Consider the following 18,728-nt stretch of genomic DNA (forward strand, 5'->3'; position numbering starts at 1 on the left):
AAATATAATCAATAGAAAAATCCGACAGTTTTTTACTGCCGGATTTTTCCATGTTATAATAATAGATAAATAATTAAATAGAAGATCAAATTGATGCTGACAAAAAATGTGCAGCAAACCCCGTGAAAAACAACCAAATCAAACCAAAACTACAAATTGTATGTCCCCGAAATTACTTTTGTTTGCCCGTTCTTTAGTTCTTAAAAGTATAGTTTTATTTTTCTTTCTAGTCTCATTTGAAATGGCAGCACAGTCTACCGTTTCAAGAATTATCACTGACTGGAAAGGTTATTGGTCATCTACTACAACAACAGGAGTAGGAAACCGCCCAGATGATGTTAATAACCTGCTGGCTTTTACATGGCATGGTACGACTTATTCAACTGGAGTTAATAACACGATTTTGAATAATAATAGTGTTACTTATAACGCCCAAAGATTTAGAGCTTTAAAAATTCAGACTTTAGGTTCAACATCGAGTATGTATTTTCTACAAGGGTCCATGATAGATGGATCTGCATCTACAGCTACATTAGTGCCGCCAATAGCAGGATCTACTGCAACTGGTGCAGAACTCGCTTCAAGATTAACAGATGGTACAAATGGCTTGACTCTGGGAACTGGAATTGCGAATATAAAAGCAGGAACTGCTGAATTTAAAATTGGAACCAATAACCTAAATCTTTCAGGTCTTGGTGATGGAATTCCCGATTTAATTGTAACTCAGGTTGCAGATCCGGGAGGTAGTACACCAGATACTTTTAAATTTATTGACGCACTAGGAAATACAGTGGGAACAGAATTATCGATAAACTTTAATTCGGTTAATGCAGTTGGAACATACAGCCTTGACTTGTTTAAAATGGATGGAACGGTAGGTTTTCCTGCAGCCTCAACCAGAGATATTCGTGTCTTAGGAATTGAAACCAGCGAATTCGGAATCACATCTGCAAATGCTGCTCAGGTGGATCGCTTTGTAGTTACTTTTTCTGGAAGCTCAGACTGTGCTTTTATTGCATTCAATACAAATTCATTAAAAATTGCAGAATTAAGTTTAATTAAAAAAGCATCAATGGCCTCTTGCGGAAAAGTAGGTGATGTGATCAATTATACTTTTGATATCAAAAATACAGGCGAGGTGCCTATTACCGATATTAATGTTACTGATCCAATGCCAGGATTAGTCATTACAGGAAATCCTATCAGCAGTTTGGCAGTCGGGGCAACTGCTACGGTAACAGGAACCTATACAATCACAGCTGCCGATGTGAACTTAGGAAGAGTTATAAATTCAGCAAAAGTTACCGGAACAGATCCTTCACTAAATATTGTAGAAGATATTTCAGGGCAAACCTATACAGATAATATTGCAACAACAATTGATCTTCTAGCACCACCAACAATTGGCACAATTACCAATACAACTTGTACCGCTTTAGGAACAGTAGTATTAAATAATTTGCCATCAACAGGAACTTGGACAGTAGAAAGAAGTCCAGGTCTTGTTACTACGACTGGAACCGGAACAACAGCAACTATTACAGGTATTCCGGCCGGGACATACACTTTTAGAGTAACCAATTCTACAGGTTGCAAATCACCAGCAAGTGCAAGTGCAGTTATCACGGACCAATCTTCAACAACTTGGAATGGTACAGCTTGGTCAAATGGTACCCCAACTTCAACGAAAGGAGCAGTTTTTACAGGAGCCTATACTATAACAGCTGATTTAACAGCGTGTTCATGCACCATAAATTCTCCAGTAAATATGGTAGTGCCTTCAGGGATTACATTGAATATTGTAAATGGATTAACAGTAAATTCAGGAGCTTCATTAGTATTTAACAATAACTCAAGTTTAGTTCAAACGAATACAGGAACCAATATCAATACAGGAAATATTACATATAGAAGAGATACACAGCCCGTGCGTCGTTATGACTATACCTATTGGTCTTCACCAATTACAGCTGCACCTGCCTTTACACTGGCAAATCTTTCACCTGCTACATTAGGAGATAAATATTACAGCTATAATCCAAGTACAGGATGGGTAATAAATTACAACGGAACATTGACTATGGCAAAAGGAACTGGCTATATTGTAAGAGCACCACAAACTTTTAGTATTGTAACACCGGCGGTTTATTCAGCTTCATTTATTGGAGTTCCTAATAATGGAAACACAACCATCGCTGTATCTCCAAACAGCTGGAATTTAATTGGAAATCCGTATCCATCTGCAATTGATGCGACCTCATTAATTACATCTAACAGTACAATAGGAACACTTTATTTCTGGACACATAATCTGCCTCCAAGCGGATCGGTGCCAGGAGATGCTATTTACAATTATACAGCTTCAGATTATGCAGTGTTTAACTTACTGGGATCTACCGGAACTGCCAGCGGTTCTCCAGCACCAAATGGTTATATCTCTGCAGGACAAGCATTCTTTACCAATACAGGATCTGGAAGCAGTATTACATTTACCAACACTATGCGTGTGGCAGGAAACAATACTCAGTTTTATAAAACAGCCAATACAAATGCTATAGAAAGAAATCGCATCTGGCTGAATTTTACAAATGCTGAAGGGGCTTTCAAACAAGCTTTGGTAGGATATGCAGGAGGCGCAACAAACAATTGGGATTTACAATACGATGCCATTACACTTGATGGTAATACCTATATTGATTTTTACAGTATAAATGATAATACATCACTTACCATTCAGGCGCGCGCACTTCCGTTTGATGATGCCGATGTAGTTCCAATGGGATATAAAGCTACAGTTGCAGGCGAATTTACGATTGCAATTGATCATACTGACGGATTGTTTAACCAGCAAGCAATTTATCTTGAAGATAAAAAAGCAAATATCATTCATGATTTGAAAGCTTCGGATTATAAATTCAATACCGAAACAGGAACTTTTACAGACCGTTTCGTTCTTCGTTATACCAATAAAAATTTAGGAACAGGAGATTTTGAAAATACAGAAGATGCATTATTGATTTCTGTAAAAGACAAAACGATTAAAATTATTTCTTCAAAAGAAACTATTAAAGAAGTAAACATTTATGATATTTCAGGAAAACTTCTTTACAGTAAAAAGAAAATCGGGGCAGCTGAATTTTCAATTTCAAACCTGCAGGCTGCAGATCAAGTGTTAGTGGTAAAAACTGTACTTGAAAACAATGCGCTGTTAACCCGAAAGATTATTTTTAAATAAACCAACTTCCAAACAGAAAAACTCCATTTGTCAATTGATAAATGGAGTTTTTTATTTTCAAAAAATCACCAAAAGTGGGTATTGTGTACATTTTGCAAACCCTATAATTTCGGTTAATTATACAATAAGTATTAACCTTAATTTTTAGTTTTGATTAAAAAAATACTCCTGACTTCTCTAATTGCTCTTTTATTTTATAATAATTGCCTTTACGCCCAGCAGGGAAAAATAGATATAACCTTTAATACACTTGATGACGGATTAAAAGGTGATGGTTTTAATGATGTAGTAAGAGCACTTTATTTACAACCAGACGAAAACTTATTGGTTGGAGGAGATTATCTAAGTCTTAACGGATCGTCAGTTTCCTATTTAACACGATTAAAACCAGACGGCACCATCGATGAAAATTTTAATACAGGAACAGGTTTTAATGGAAAAATATACGCCATAAACGTACAGCCCGACGGAAAAATAATCGCCGCAGGAAACTTTACAGCTTATAACGGAAACAGTGCTGGAAGAATAATTCGATTAAACAATGATGGCACACAGGATTTGTCATTTAATACCTCAATTGGAGCCCCAACAGGAATTATTTACAATATTAGTCTGCAGTCCGATGGTAAAATTATTATTGTGGGCAGTTTCACCAAATACAATACAAAAACCGTTAACAGAATAGCACGCATTTTACCAGACGGTACTTTAGATCCCTTTTTTGATACCGGAACAGGTTCCACTTTAAATATTACCAATTCCAGAATTCTTTCGGATGGGAAAATACTACTAACAGGAAACTTTACTTTATTTAATAAAATAGAAAGTAACCGTATAATTCGTTTAAACACTGATGGAAGCGTTGATACAAACTTTAATATTGGAACGGGCTTTAATGATGATGTAAATGCAATTGTAATTCAGCCTGATGGCAAAATTATTTTAGGAGGAAACTTTACTTCTTATCAAGAAAACACAGCAAATAGAATTATCCGCATAAATCAAGACGGCTCTGTCGATACAGAATTCCTAGGCACAGGCTTTAATAGCGGAAATGTCGAGATTATAAAAACAGATACTCAGGGCAACATTATGGTTGGCGGTAACTTTACAAGTAAGTATAATGGAACTGATGTCAACAGAGTAATATTACTGGATTCAAAAGGACTTTTAAAAACCGATTTTGATATAGGATTAGGTCCTGCATCAGCATCTGTTTTTGCACTTGCTAATGATCAGGAAGGTTCATGGTTTATTGGTGGTTCATTTTCAGTTTTTGATGGGCAGAATCAAGGACGATTGGCTAAAGTAAATTTCGAAGGAGAACAAGATAGTAGTTATTTATCATCAGGTATTGGATTTAATAACTCAGTCTTTAAAATAATTCCGCAAGAAAATAAAAAAACAATTGTAGTGGGAAACTTTATCACTTTTAATAATAACCCAGCTCCTAGAATTGCAAGACTTTTGGAAGATGGTTCTTCCGATCCTGATTTTAACAAAGAACAAACCGGAGCCAATAATTTGATTAAATCGGCAATTTTGCAAGCAGATGGTAAAATCATTATTGGAGGTAACTTTACCAAATACAATGATGTTTTATGTAATCGTTTGGCCAGAATTCTACCTGATGGATCTTTCGATCCTACATTTAATATTGGATCTGGATTTAACAATCAGATTTATGCAATGGCAATTCAGTCAGATGGAAAAATAATCGTAGCAGGAAATTTTACCCGATTTAATAACGATTCTTCCGTAGAACGAATACTAAGATTATTACCAGACGGTTCTCGAGATTTTACTTTTAATGCAAGAATTGAGGCTATTATTGATGATGTCCTAGTTCAACCTGATGGAAAAATTTTAGTAGCAGGAAGATTTAACGGACATTTGGTTCGGTTAAGCAGCGATGGAAGTATAGATCCAGATTTTAATATTGGAGTTTATGGCTTTGATAAAAATGTATATGCAATAGCGCTTCAATCTGATAATAAAATCTTAGTCGGAGGCTTTTTTTTATCTTTTAACGGACAGTCACAAAAAAAAATTTCACGCCTAAACCCAAACGGAAGTTTAGATACCAGTTTTGATTCTGGAACTGGATTTAATAAAGGCGATGTTCGTGCTTTTCTTATACAGCCGGATGGTCGTATTTTAGTTGGAGGTTCTTTTTCGGGAACTTATAAAAATACAAGTGCTTTGCGATTAATCAGATTGATGAAAAATGGTGATCTTGATCCTTCTTTCACAGTAACTCTTAATAATAAATTGTACACTTTTGGTTTAACGTATAACCATCGATTATTAATTGGAGGAGATTTTAATTCTGTTTCAGGTGTTTCTAAACATCGTATAGCAAGATTAAAACTTTGTTTAGACTCAACAACTTGGGATGGTATTTCATGGTCAAATGGATATCCGTCAGGAGGAAAAGAAATATTTTTTAAAGGTGATTTTCCAGCTTTAGTATCTTCAGATGTTTGCAGTTGTAATATCGATTCAGGAAAAGAAGTTACAATTCCAAGTGGTCAAACCTTGAGTATTGAATTTTCATATTCTGGAGAAGGGATTTTAAACCTAGAAGACTCTGCAAGTTTATATCAGTCAGATGATGATATTAAAAATACAGGAATAATACATCTAAAAAGAAACACAAAACCAATTTTAAAATTCGATTACACCTATTGGTCTGCACCCGTGCAAAATCAAAAATTAATTGATGTGTCGCCCAATACATTATATGATAAATACTTTTCCTATAATCCCGTATCAGGATGGCAGTTTGAAAATCCATATTTTGATATGATTTCAGGGAAAGGCTATATAATACGAGGCCCACAGGAATTTTCAACCTCCACAGCTTCAACTTATAAAGCCATTTTTAAGGGAATTCCCAATAATGGTAAAATTGACGTGAATATGGGAGCAGCAGATTCGTTCAATTTAATTGGAAATCCATATGCTTCTGCAATTGACGCTGATGTTTTTCTGAAGAAAAATGAATTTAAAACTAAAGGAACGCTTTATTTCTGGACTCACAACACACCCATAACCAATTACGAATATACAGCTGATGATTATGCCGTTTATAATCTCGTTGGAGGCATTGGAACCAAAGCCAATTCAGATGGAATAAACGAAACAATTCCTAATGGTAAAATTGCGTCGGGACAATCTTTCTTTATCAAAAGTAATGCAGCCGGTACCATTGAATTTAATGACGGTATGCGTATTCCTAATCAAAATAACGCTTTTTTCAAACCATCAGAAAATAAGAATTTGGTAAAAGATGAAATCGAAAAACACCGTTTCTGGCTCAATCTAAGAAATGATAAAGGAGCGTTTAAACAACTTTTGGCCGGTTACGTTACAGGAGCAACAAACAATTATGATATTAATTATGATGGTGAAATTTTAGAAGGAAACCAATTTGTAGATTTTTATAGTATAGTTGAAAACAAAAAACTAGCTATTCAAGGAAGAGGACTTCCGTTTGAAGACACAGATCAGATTATTTTAGGTTATAAAACTACAATTTCAGGAGAATTTACAATTGGAATCGATCATACTGACGGGATTTTTGTCGATCAAGACATTTATCTAGAAGATAAGCTAAATCAAAATTGGCAAAACCTGCAATCTGGAGATTATGCCTTTACCAGTCCAATCGGAACATTTGAAGATCGATTTGTATTACATTATAAATACCAAACCCTTGGAGACAAAAAAATTGAGACTCATAAAAATGATATTTTAGTTTCTTCCAAACATAAAATAATAAATATTAATTCTTTAAATGTAAATCTTAAGGCAGTGGATATTTTTGATACAAGAGGTAGATTAATCTATTCAAAAAAGAAAATTGGAAAGTCAGATTTGGAGATTTCCAATCTCAATGCTGCAGATCAAGTTTTACTGCTGAAAATAACACTAGAAAATGAATATTCAGAAGTTAAAAAAATCATTTTTTAAAGTAAAAACCACTAAATAATAGTTCCATCTTAGATTTTAAGGTGGATTTTTTTTATTTAAAAAAAGCCATAAACATATCGTAGGTTTTTTCTGCCAAGTATTGATTTTACTGCGGTTTTTGGTTTTTAAAGCACTGTAAATGAGTTTCTTAAAATCAGGTTTAAAATGTTAAAATTAGTTTTTTAACAAATCAGATTTATTTCAATTGTAAATAAAATCGTACCTTGTTAGGATCTTATTCGACAAACATAAATAAAAGCCGTCAAAATGCACATTTTGATTTCTTTAAAAAATCGAAAAGGCATTTACAATTTTACCCGCCAGAAATTATTGATTGCAATTTTAAATACCACTAAAAAAAAGTGCATCTACAATATTTTTTTGGTTTTGATTATTGATGTGTCATTAATAATCAAAATTTATTTTTTGAGGTATTTAGAATTATAATTTGATCAGACTTCATCTGATTTTGAATGTTCTTTTAATTAAAAAATAAGTGCGATGAAAAAAAAATTACCTGCCTCGTTTATTTTTCCCCAAAATCTACTTCATTGTTTTTCTTTATCTAGTGTAAATTCTAAAAAATCATTTTTAAAAGTAAAGCTTTCTTTACTGCTCTCCTTTGTCTGTTTTTCTCTTTGGGCACAGCCGCCGCATACCCTTAATGCAAATGGAACAGTTGTCGTTCCGGCTGGTATTACCACTATGGATGTACAAGCTTGGGGAGGAGGAGGTGCCGGAGGAGGTGCTAGTAACTCGGCCGCCCTAACCGGAAGAGGTGGCGGAGGCGGAGGCGGAGGAGCCTTTGCACGCGGTAATATCTCAGTTACTGCTGGTGCAACACTCAACGTTAGAGTTGCCCCAGTTACAACAGGTACAACAGGTAATGGAGGTAATGGAGGAAATTCAACAATTGATAGCTACGAAACAATCTTATTTGCAGCAGGAGGAATTGGAGGTACCGCCAATTCTGCTGGCGGCACACCTGCAGGCGGATCAGGAGGTTTAAGTACATCTTCATTTGGTTCTGTTTCAACTGTTTCTGGAGCAAACGGAGGAACTGGAAATACAGCTTTATTAAGCCTTGGACTATTCTCGGGAGCAGGAGGAACTGCCGGCGGAACTGGTGGTGGTACAGGAGGTGATGCACGTGGAAGCTTACTTTTAGGAAACGGACCAGGTTATGCCGGAAATTCGCCAGGAGGTGGTGGAAGTGGTGGTATGCAGTTGGCAGGATCTGCTGCTCAAGTTGGTGGTGATGGTGCGGCTGGTCGTGTAATTATAACTTATACTTGTCCCACCTACAGCATTACCGGAATTTCAGCAGCAGATGTTTGTAATTCAGCGGGAACAACTTCTCTAGTAACATTAACATCAAGTGCGGCAGGATTACCAACTGGTCCTTATGTAGTGACTTATAATCGTAGTAATCCAAGTGCAACAGGTCTTACAGCAGTAATGACGGTTAGTGCAGCAGGAACTGGAACTTTTACTGCCGTAGGTTTAAACACTATTGGAACAAGTACTATAACCGTTACGAATCTGACATCGGCAGCGTGTTCTTCAAATATCACAACAAATAATGTGGCTTCATTAACTATCAATGCCGCAACTGTAGGAGGTAGTGTTGCGGGAACAACGACTATTTGTTCTGGAGCAACAAGTGGTACTCTAACCTTGAGCGGACAAACTGGATCAATCATAAGATGGGAATCAGCAGTAAGCCCCTTTTCAACTTGGGCTCCAATTGCTAATACTACAACCACTTATACTTCGGGAGCACTTACAGCAACTACTCAATTTAGAGCCGTAATCCAAAACGGTAATTGTTCTGTGGTAAATTCATCGGTTGCGACTATTACAGTAAATCCACTTCCACAAGGAAGTTTAACGGCCAATGGTCCATTTTGTGTAACAGGATCGGGACTATTAACTTTTACAGCAACAGCAGGAACTGGGCCTTATACGATAGTGTACAAAGAAAATGGCGGAGCAGATCGTACAGTAACAAATGTTACAAGTGGTACTCCTTTTGCACCCTTTACAAATCCAGTTACGGCCACTACTATCTATACTTTAGTTTCAGTAACTGGTGCCAACACTTGTTCACGAAGTACAGGATTTACAGTTGATAATGCTACCATTACCGTAAATTCCAGACTCGCTACGCCAACGTATGGAACCATTACACAGCCAACTTGCGTTTCTTCAACGGGAAGCGTTGTTTTAACTGGACTGCCGGCTACAAGCTGGACTATAAATCAAAGCGGCACTGCTTCTCAAACCTATTCTTCTTCAGGAACAACCTATACAGTTACAAATTTAGCGCCCGGTAATTATACCTTTACAGTACAAGATGCTACCAACTGTCCTTCACTGGCAACTTCAAATTTAAATATTATTGCGGCCGTTATAAATATCTGGAACGGAACAAGCTGGTCAAAAGGAAGTCCGCCAATCAGTACCGATGCTGTACGTTTTTCAGGAAATTATTCTACAACAGGAGATTTAAACGGTTGTTCTTTAACGGTTGATTCAGGTGTTACTGTTACCGTAAATTCCAATCATACTTTTACGATTTCAAATGCGGTTACCAATAACGGAGGCCAGTTGATTTTCGAAAATAATTCCAGTCTGGTACAAACCAATAATGTTACCAATACAGGAAATATCACGTATAAAAGGATTACACCTCCAGTAAGACGTTATGATTTAACCTATTGGTCAGCACCTATTACAAGAACGCCAGCTTTTACACTCTATGATTTATCACCTGGGACTTTAGGAGATAAATATTACAGCTATGATCCAAATCTAGGTTGGATAATAAGTTACAATGGTACGCAGGAAATGCTTCCGGGGCGTGGTTATATGGTAAGAGCGCCTCAAGCAAATGATATAAATACAGGAGTAAATTATGCTGCCGCTTTTGTCGGAATTCCAAATAACGGTACTATAAATGTTTCTTTAGGAACAGCCGAGAGATGGCAGCTGCTGGGTAATCCATATCCTTCTGCTATTTATGCTGACCAATTTATATTTGATAATGCGGCGAATGTATACGGAACTTTATATTTCTGGACACATAATAGTCCGCCAAGCAATGCGAATGCAGGAGATGCACAGTACAACTATAATAGTAATGATTATGCCATTTATAATATAACGGGAGCTACAACCGTGGGCGGACTTGTAGGGCAAGGTGCTCCAACTCCCGGAAACCAAGCAGCGCCATTAGGATATATCGCAGCGGGACAAGGCTTTTTTGCTATATCTAAAACTGGAGGAAATGCTGTTTTTACAAATGCCATGAGAGTTTCTGGTAATAATGCCCAATTTTATAAATCTACCGAAAGTAATAAAACGGCAATAGAAAGACATCGTGTATGGCTTAATTTAACCAATACCCAAGGCGCTTTTAAGCAATTACTGATTGGATATGTTGAAGGCGCGACCAATTCATGGGATCAAAATTTTGACGGAGTAACAATTGATGGAAATAAATATTTAGATTTCTATAGCATAAACGAAGGAATGAATTTAGTTATTCAAGGTCGCGCACTCCCTTTCTCTGAAACCGATGTAATACCATTAGGTTACAAATCTACAATTTCAGGAGAATTTTCGATTTCGATAGATCATGCCGATGGAAATTTAGCCACTCATGCTATTTATTTAGAAGATAAAGTGAAAAATGTTATACACAATTTACAGGAAAGTAATTATACATTTACGACTACAACAGGGACATTTTTGGAACGTTTTGCCATCAAATTTACTTCGGGTACTTTAGGAGTTGATCAGTTTGATCTGCCAGACAACAGCGTGATGATTTCTGTAAAAGATAGAACCGTAAAATTACGATCAGAAAGTTTTATTCAAGAAGTTTCTGTTTTTGATATCTCAGGAAAATTAATCTACAACAATAAAAAAATTGAAAATACCGAATTCCAAATCGCAAATCTGAGAACTGGCGAACAGCTTTTAATTGTAAAAGTAACTTTGGATAACGGAAAAACAACCACTAAGAAAATTGGATTTCATTAATTAAAAACGTTGATATAAAAACAAAAACCAGTTATAACTCTATAACTGGTTTTTGTTTTTTTCAATTATGCACTCTTTCGCAGATTTTCATGTGTGTTTTGAATTGCTTTTTCATTCTTATAATCAATCCATTTCTGGCCTTTGAACTTTCGCATCATAATATCAAAATGACGCATTATAAGAATGTTGTACGCTGCTTTTGATAAATTAACGATGTTTTTAGGAAATGCACGTAAACTCATTGAAAATCCTGGAGTTAAATATTTCATATAATGCCAATAACCTTCTGGCATGTATAACATTTCACCGTGTTTCAAATTGGTTATATAACCTTCGGCGTTTTGCAAAGCAGGAAATTTTTCATAATCAGGATTATCAAAATCAATGTCTTCTCTCGAAATTAAAGCGTGCGGTACTTTATACATGTATCTTGATTGATCTGGAGGGAAAATCATACACTGTTTTTCACCGTGAAAATGAAAATGCAGAATGTTTGAATAATCAATATCAAAATGCATAAACACCCTTGCGTTTTCTCCGCCAAAGAAAATCATTGGTAATTGTTTAACCAATCTTAAACCAATATCAGGCCATACAAAATCATTTTTTAGTGCTGGAACTTCTTTCATAATATTGTAAAGAAAGATACGATAATTGGTAGGTTTCGATTGTAATAAATGAATATAATCGCTCATTTTCATTTTGGTATGAGCTTCATTAAAACCCTCTTCATGATTTACAGGTCTGTCATCATATAAAGGAACAGTAATTTCACCGGCAATTTCATTGATGTAGGATAATTTCCATTTTTCATACGCTGGCCAGTCTTCGGTCAGTTCTTCAACAACAACGGGAATTTGTTTTTTTACATATTGGGAAATAAAATCCTTTTTAGAAATTTTTTTTACCCTTTCTATTTCTTTTAGTTTCATTTTGCTAATAAAAAAATTGCTTATAACTGTGTCACAAGCAATTTACTAATTATTAATGATATGGATTAACTCATTTGCTTAAATTTTTGATTTGATCGATGCGTCAACATTTCTTTCAATAGTATGTCCTGGTCTCGACCATTTTGGTTTTTCTCCCAAAGAAGTAAACTTAGAATCAGTAGCTTCAACAGTTTCAGGCTGCATCAACTTGATAAAAGGTTTTTGCGGAATCAAACCTAACATTTCAAACATTTTCATGTCTTCATTCACATCGGGATTTGGAGTAGTCAGCAGTTTGTCTCCGGCAAATATGGAGTTTGCTCCTGCAAAAAAGCACATCGCTTGACCTTCACGGCTCATATTGGTTCTTCCAGCAGATAATCGGACTTGTGTTTCTGGCATAACAATTCTTGTAGTAGCCACCATACGAATCATTTCCCAGATTTCTACTGGCTTTTCTTCTTCCATTGGTGTGCCTTCAACAGCAACCAAGGCATTAATAGGAACAGATTCCGGCTGTGGATTTAAAGTCGAAAGCGCTACAAGCATTCCTGCTCTATCTTCGATACTTTCTCCCATTCCTATAATTCCGCCGCTGCAAACGGTAACATTGGTTTTACGGACATTTTCAATAGTTTGCAAACGATCTTCAAAACCTCGCGTTGATATAACATCTTTATAATATTCTTCAGAAGTATCCAGATTATGGTTGTACGCATATAATCCTGCTTCGGCTAAACGCTGTGCCTGATTTTCGGTAAGCATTCCCAAGGTACAGCACACTTCCATATCCAATTTGTTAATGGTTCGTACCATTTCTAAAACCTGATCAAACTCTTCACCATCTTTTACATTTCGCCACGCAGCACCCATACACACTCGAGATGATCCGCTTGATTTTGCTCTTAAAGCTTGTGCTTTTACCTGACTTACAGTCATTAAATCATTTCCTTTAACTCCTGTGTTGTATCTGGCAGCTTGCGGACAATAGCCACAGTCTTCTGGACATCCGCCGGTTTTAATAGACAAAAGAGTAGAAACCTGAACGACATTTGGGTCGTGCTGTTGTCTGTGAATAGTAGCTGCTTCATAAAGCAGATCCATTAATGGTTTATTATAAATAGCAATAATTTCTTCCTTTGTCCAATTGTGCTTAGTAATACTCATTGTTTTAAATTTGTTTTTTGGAGTATTAAAAGTAGGTAAAATATTATAATCACCTAATTAGGTAACGATAAATATCAATTTGTAATTGTTTTTCAAAAAATAAGCATCCTAAAATCATATAATTAAGATTTATTATGATTTTAGGATGCCTGAAAAGTTATTTTTATTCCGATAAATTAATCGGCTGCATATTTGTTGTTCCAATATAACATCATCATTAAAGTTACAATTACTGATGAAGCAAGTCCTTCAAAAAGAAGACAGATACAATAAGTTGGTACTGAGGGATTTCCTCCAAACATAAAAGTTTCTGATAAAGTTCGTATATACGCATCACCACCTTTTGCATAACTGTAAATCAGTAAAGCCAGTACACTTAGTGATATTCCAACAACCGAAGTTGTCATGGCAGAAACAGCATTCGATACAAAATTAGTTTCGCCTTCATGAAGGTTCATCTGCATGGTCCTGTTTACACCATAAAATATAAAAAATACATTAAGTGTACGCAGGTAAAACAAATCAGCAAGACCCAATAGGTTCATTAGTAAAAAATAAATGCCAATTCCAAGGAATATCAAAAACCCGTTTAGTATTTCTTTCGGTAGTTTCATAATAATTATTTTTAGAGGTTAGTATTATAATTATTTGATAAGCAGGTAGGTATATCAAATTTACTAAAAAAATAACTACGATGGTTTAAAAAACACCAAAAGTAAATGAAGTATTATTACTGTAAGCGGCTCACAAATGTTAGAGAATCCTGCTGATCCTTATTTAATTGTGCTTTTAGAAGATCTAAAGAACCAAATTTCTGCTCCTCACGAAGATATTGCAGCAGCGAAACTTCTATTTTTTTGCCATAAATGTCGGCATCAAAATCAAAAAGATTTACTTCGATGGTTTGCCTTTGTCCGTTTACAGTTGGATTAAAACCAATGTTCATCATTCCGTAAACTTCCAAATCGTCTATGAAAGCCTTAACAACATAAACGCCATTTTTGGGAATCAGTTTGTATTCTTCATCGATTTGAATATTGGCAGTTGGAAAACCAATAGTTCTTCCCAATTGTTTTCCTTTTACAACTTCACCAGTTAAGAAGTAATCATATCCCAAATAATCATTTGCCAGATTCATGTTTCCTTCCTGAAGTGCTTTTCTGATTTTGGTCGAACTTACAGAAACATCTTGAATTTCCTGTGCCGTTATCTGTTCAACTTCAAAACCATATTCGGCTCCAAAAGCAATTAAATTATCAATATTGGCAGTACGGTTTCTTCCAAAACGATGATCGTGTCCAATAATTATTTTATGAATATGAAATTGATCTACTAATATAGAGTGAACGAATTCTTCTGCGGTAAGTCGTGAAAAACTTTCGTCAAATGGATGAATGATTAGATTTTCGATTCCGGTTGCCTCCAGTAATTTTGTTTTTTCAGAAATAGTATTTAAAAGTTTTATTTCTGATTTCTCTTGAAGAACCATTCTCGGATGAGGGAAAAAAGTAAGAACAAGACTTTCATATTTCCCATTTTCAGTGTTTTGAGTAATCCGTTCCAGAATTTTTTTATGACCAATATGTACGCCATCAAAAGTACCAAGAGTCAAAATAGTTTTCTTGGCCGAATGGAAATCGTTTATAGAATGAAAGAGCTTCAAAACAAATTATTTAAGATGCTGCAAATTTATACTATCTATTTTAAATTTAATACTAACAGGAATTGATTTTTTAGTTTGATTTTATTTCTTCTGTCGAAAAAAAATCCAATTCGTCGACTAAAAAACGTAAAATGTCGTTTAGATGTAAGAATTTGATTTAAATCATTTAATTTTGAGTAACCAATAAAAAAATCCTATAAGCATGAAGAAACAATTACTTTTATTTCTGATTATACTTTCGTTTGCAAAAATTCATGCTCAAAGCGATGATTTGTGGCAGAAATCCAGTTCAGTTTCAGGAAAACAAATTCAATCTGCTGATTCACAAAGGAAACTATATTATAAATTAAATACTGATTTCTTAACAGCTAAACTCAGCAATACTGTCAATAAATTATCTTCAGATAACATTACTGAAATTACCATTCCTAACTCTCAGGGCATTTTGGAAAAATTTCAGGTTTGGGAATCATCAAACTTTGATCCAGAACTTCAAGCAAAATATCCTGAAATCAGAGCCTATCAAGGAAAAGGATTAGATGATAAATCAGCCGTAATCCATTTTAGTTTTTCTCCAAGAGGAATTCAGACCATGGTTTTTCGTGCTGATAAAAACACAGAATTCATAGAAGCAAACCCCGAAAATAAAGGAGAATATGTTCTGTTTTCTTCTAAAGATGCTGCTTCAAAAGTAAGGTTGGAGTGTAAAACTTTGGATGTACTATCAGAAACACACCTGACTTCTAAAACAGCAAAAACGGCTTCCAATGATAAAGTATTTAAAACACTTCGCCTGGCATTGTCTTGTACAGGTGAGTACACATCATATTTTGGAGGAACAAAAGCGTTGGCATTGGCCGGAATGAATGCAACGCTGACCCGTGTTAACGGAGTGTTGAATAAAGATTTAGCAATACAATTAGTTTTAATTGCCAACAATGATGCCGTAATTTATACCAACGCTTCTACAGATCCATATTCTAATGCAGCAGCTGGTGCAGACGGAGCATGGAATCAGGAAGTGCAAAGTACACTTACTTCTGTTATTGGGAATGCCAATTATGATATCGGACATTTATTTGGTGCTTCTGGCGGAGGCGGAAATGCGGGATGTATAGGTTGTATTTGTACCAATCCAACTACTGGAAATCCGTTAGGAAAAGGAAGTGCTTTTACGTCACCATCGAATGGACAGCCTGAAGGCGATACTTTTGATATTGATTTTGTCATCCACGAAATCGGACACCAATTAGGAGCCAATCACACTTTTTCATATGATTCAGGAGAAAGAACTTCTGTAAATGTCGAGCCGGGAAGTGGTTCTACTATTATGGGATATGCTGGAGTAACAAATGATTATGATATTCAAAGTAATTCTGATGATTATTTTGCCTATGCTAGTATTTGGCAGATTCAAAATACACTTTCCAATAAAACGTGTCCCGTAAGTACCAGCATAACCAATAATCCTCCTGTAATAAGTGCAGGAATCGATTATACAATTCCTATTTCAACTGCATTTGTTTTAAAAGGAACTGGTTCAGATGCTGAAGGTGATGCAATAACCTATACTTGGGAAGAGTATGATAATGCGATTAACACTGCAGGATCAACCAGTATCGCTTATCCAACAAAACCTGATGGGCCATTGTTTAGATCATTTCCTCCAACAAGTTCACCAATACGTTATATGCCAAGTTTAAGTTCTGTACTGGCCAATCAGCTTACTACCACTTGGGAGTCTGTTGCGTCAATTGACAGAACATTGAATTTTACGTTAACCGGACGCGACAATGCAGCTATGGGTACGGCACAAACCAATACAGATGCAATGGTGGTGAATGTGGTATCTTCAGCAGGGCCTTTTACTGTAACTTCACATAACGGTACCGATTTAAGCTGGCAGCAAAATACCTTACAAACCGTTAGCTGGAGTGTAAATAATACTAATACACTTCAGGGTTCATCAAATGTAAATATTAAATTATCTACAGATGGCGGTTTGACTTTTCCTATAACATTGGTTTCAAATACACCTAATGATGGTTCTGAAGCGATTACACTTCCAGCAAGTGTACCATCTTCTACAAACTGCAGAATTTTAATAGAGCCAACCGCAAATATTTATTATGCGGTTAACAGTAAACCTTTTGCAGTAGGATATACTTCATCTACAAGCTGTAATACTTATAGCTTTGGAAGTGCTTTTAGTATTCCTTATTCAACAAGTTATACCACAAGAACGGTTAGTGTTCCATCATCAACAGGAATTATTTCAGATGTAAATGTTTCGGTTAATGTAACCCATGCAAGATTTTCAGATGTTGAAATTCAAATCGTAAGCCCGCAGGGAACAATCGTTCGATTATTTAATAAATCATGTGGAAGTACCAACTCTACTTTAGCGCTTCAGTTTGATGATTCTGGAAATTCTCTAGACTGTAATGCAACTACAGAACAAATCGTTATTCCTGCAGAAGCTTTAAGTGCGTTTAATGGTCAAACCGCTCAAGGTACTTGGACTTTTAGAGTTCGTGATGCCGTTTCAGGAATGTTTGGAACCATAAATTCGGCTTCGGTAAATATTTGCAATCAAACCTTTACTTTAGGAACAGAAGATTTTGAGACGATCGATTTTGCTTTATATCCAAACCCGAATAAAGGAAGTTTTACGATTCAGTTCCAAAATGAATCTCCTCAGGTTAAAGTTTTTGTACATGATATTTTAGGAAAAACTATTTATTCAAATACATTCCAAAGTTCAGGTACTTTTAATCAAAACATTCAATTGCCAACGATTTCAGCAGGAATTTATTTGGTAACAGTAATTGATGGTCACAAAAGAACCGTGAAAAAAATAATTGTAAACTAAAGGTTTTAAAATTCCAATATTTAAATTCCAAATTCCAACTGTTTCAATTGGAATTTGGATTTTTAGTTATAATAAGTTTTAGATTTTAGTTGCCAAGAAAAATTGGAATTTAAATTTTAGGAATTCGCCATCGCCATACAAACAATACTAATTTTGGCTCCGGGAATCTTTAACAATGCTCTTGAACAAGCTTCGAGTGTCGCGCCTGTTGTAAGCACATCATCGACCAATACAAAATGTTTGTTTCGGTTTTCTTCGGTAGAAACCACATCAAAAATGTTTTCAATGTTTTCAGATCTTCCCAAAAGATTTTTTTTAGATTGGGTTTTAGAATACTTTTTTCGATACAAAACAGAACTATTGAAAGGAATTTTTAAACCTTCGGCAAGAGCTTTTCCAAAAGTCGTCACTTGATTATAACCTCTTTCTTTAAACTTTTTAGGATGAAGCGGAACCGGAATTATCATATCAAAAGGAAATTCTGGTTTTAGTTCCTGCAGGTCTTCTACATACCAATTGCCCAAAACAGTTCCAATTTCTTCATGTCCTTTGTATTTTAAATTATGAATGAGTTCTTGAACGATTCCTTTTTTATTGAAATAAATAAATGCCGAAACATGCTGAATATCGATTTTTCCATAGAACTTTTTAACGGCCTGATTATCGGGATCTAGATGATATTGTGTCAGAGGGAGTTCATGACGGCAATTGGTACATAAAACCACTTCATTTGTCATTAAAACAGAGCGGCATCCAGAGCAAACTTTAGGAAAAAAGAGATCAATAATAAAATTAAACACAAATACAAAGAATTTAGTTACAAAAATAGCAAAATAC

The 18,728-nt window shown here is 35.4% G+C and carries 9 protein-coding genes; 4 read left to right on the forward strand and 5 right to left on the reverse strand.

Going from position 1 to position 18,728, the window contains the following annotated elements; genetic code table 11:
- The first annotated feature begins 160 nt into the window (after positions 1–160).
- The 3 genes from J0383_RS12145 (at position 161) to J0383_RS12155 (ending at position 11,257) form a co-directional block, all read left to right on the forward strand.
- Positions 161–3,235: a DUF7507 domain-containing protein gene (locus tag J0383_RS12145; protein ID WP_207294314.1), complete on the forward strand. Its 3,075-nt coding sequence runs from the start codon at positions 161–163 to the stop codon at positions 3,233–3,235.
- Positions 3,236–3,385: 150 nt separating this feature from the next.
- Complete coding sequence (locus J0383_RS12150; RefSeq protein ID WP_239023064.1) at positions 3,386–7,210, forward strand: T9SS sorting signal type C domain-containing protein; 3,825 nt, start codon at positions 3,386–3,388, stop codon at positions 7,208–7,210.
- Between the two features lie 501 nt (positions 7,211–7,711).
- The gene (locus J0383_RS12155) at positions 7,712–11,257 is read left to right on the forward strand and encodes a T9SS sorting signal type C domain-containing protein (RefSeq protein WP_207294315.1); all 3,546 of its coding nucleotides are present in this window, start codon (positions 7,712–7,714) and stop codon (positions 11,255–11,257) included.
- A 65-nt stretch (positions 11,258–11,322) separates the two neighbouring features.
- On the opposite strand, the gene J0383_RS12160 is transcribed toward J0383_RS12155, so the two are convergent.
- From J0383_RS12160 to J0383_RS12175, 4 genes are all read right to left on the reverse strand, one after another.
- On the reverse strand, positions 11,323–12,189 hold the full coding sequence (locus J0383_RS12160; protein ID WP_207294316.1) for a cupin-like domain-containing protein: 867 nt from the start codon (positions 12,187–12,189) through the stop codon (positions 11,323–11,325).
- 78 nt (positions 12,190–12,267) lie between these two features.
- On the reverse strand, positions 12,268–13,356 hold the full coding sequence (gene bioB / locus J0383_RS12165) for a biotin synthase BioB (protein ID WP_207294317.1): 1,089 nt from the start codon (positions 13,354–13,356) through the stop codon (positions 12,268–12,270).
- A 176-nt stretch (positions 13,357–13,532) separates the two neighbouring features.
- A complete protein-coding gene (locus J0383_RS12170) occupies positions 13,533–13,970 on the reverse strand; it encodes a hypothetical protein (RefSeq protein WP_207294318.1) in 438 nt (145 codons plus the stop codon).
- 116 nt (positions 13,971–14,086) lie between these two features.
- The gene (locus J0383_RS12175; RefSeq protein ID WP_207294319.1) at positions 14,087–15,019 is read right to left on the reverse strand and encodes a bifunctional riboflavin kinase/FAD synthetase; all 933 of its coding nucleotides are present in this window, start codon (positions 15,017–15,019) and stop codon (positions 14,087–14,089) included.
- 202 nt (positions 15,020–15,221) lie between these two features.
- On the opposite strand from J0383_RS12175, the gene J0383_RS12180 reads away from it, so the two are divergent.
- Positions 15,222–17,891 carry a zinc-dependent metalloprotease gene (locus tag J0383_RS12180; protein WP_207294320.1) on the forward strand — a complete coding sequence of 890 codons (2,670 nt, stop codon included), beginning with the start codon at positions 15,222–15,224 and terminating at the stop codon, positions 17,889–17,891.
- Between the two features lie 116 nt (positions 17,892–18,007).
- On the opposite strand, the gene J0383_RS12185 is transcribed toward J0383_RS12180, so the two are convergent.
- The gene (locus J0383_RS12185) at positions 18,008–18,628 is read right to left on the reverse strand and encodes a ComF family protein (RefSeq protein WP_207298694.1); all 621 of its coding nucleotides are present in this window, start codon (positions 18,626–18,628) and stop codon (positions 18,008–18,010) included.
- Positions 18,629–18,728 lie beyond the last annotated feature (100 nt).

Source organism: Flavobacterium endoglycinae, from assembly GCF_017352115.1.
GTDB classification, from domain to species: Bacteria; Bacteroidota; Bacteroidia; order Flavobacteriales; family Flavobacteriaceae; genus Flavobacterium; species Flavobacterium endoglycinae.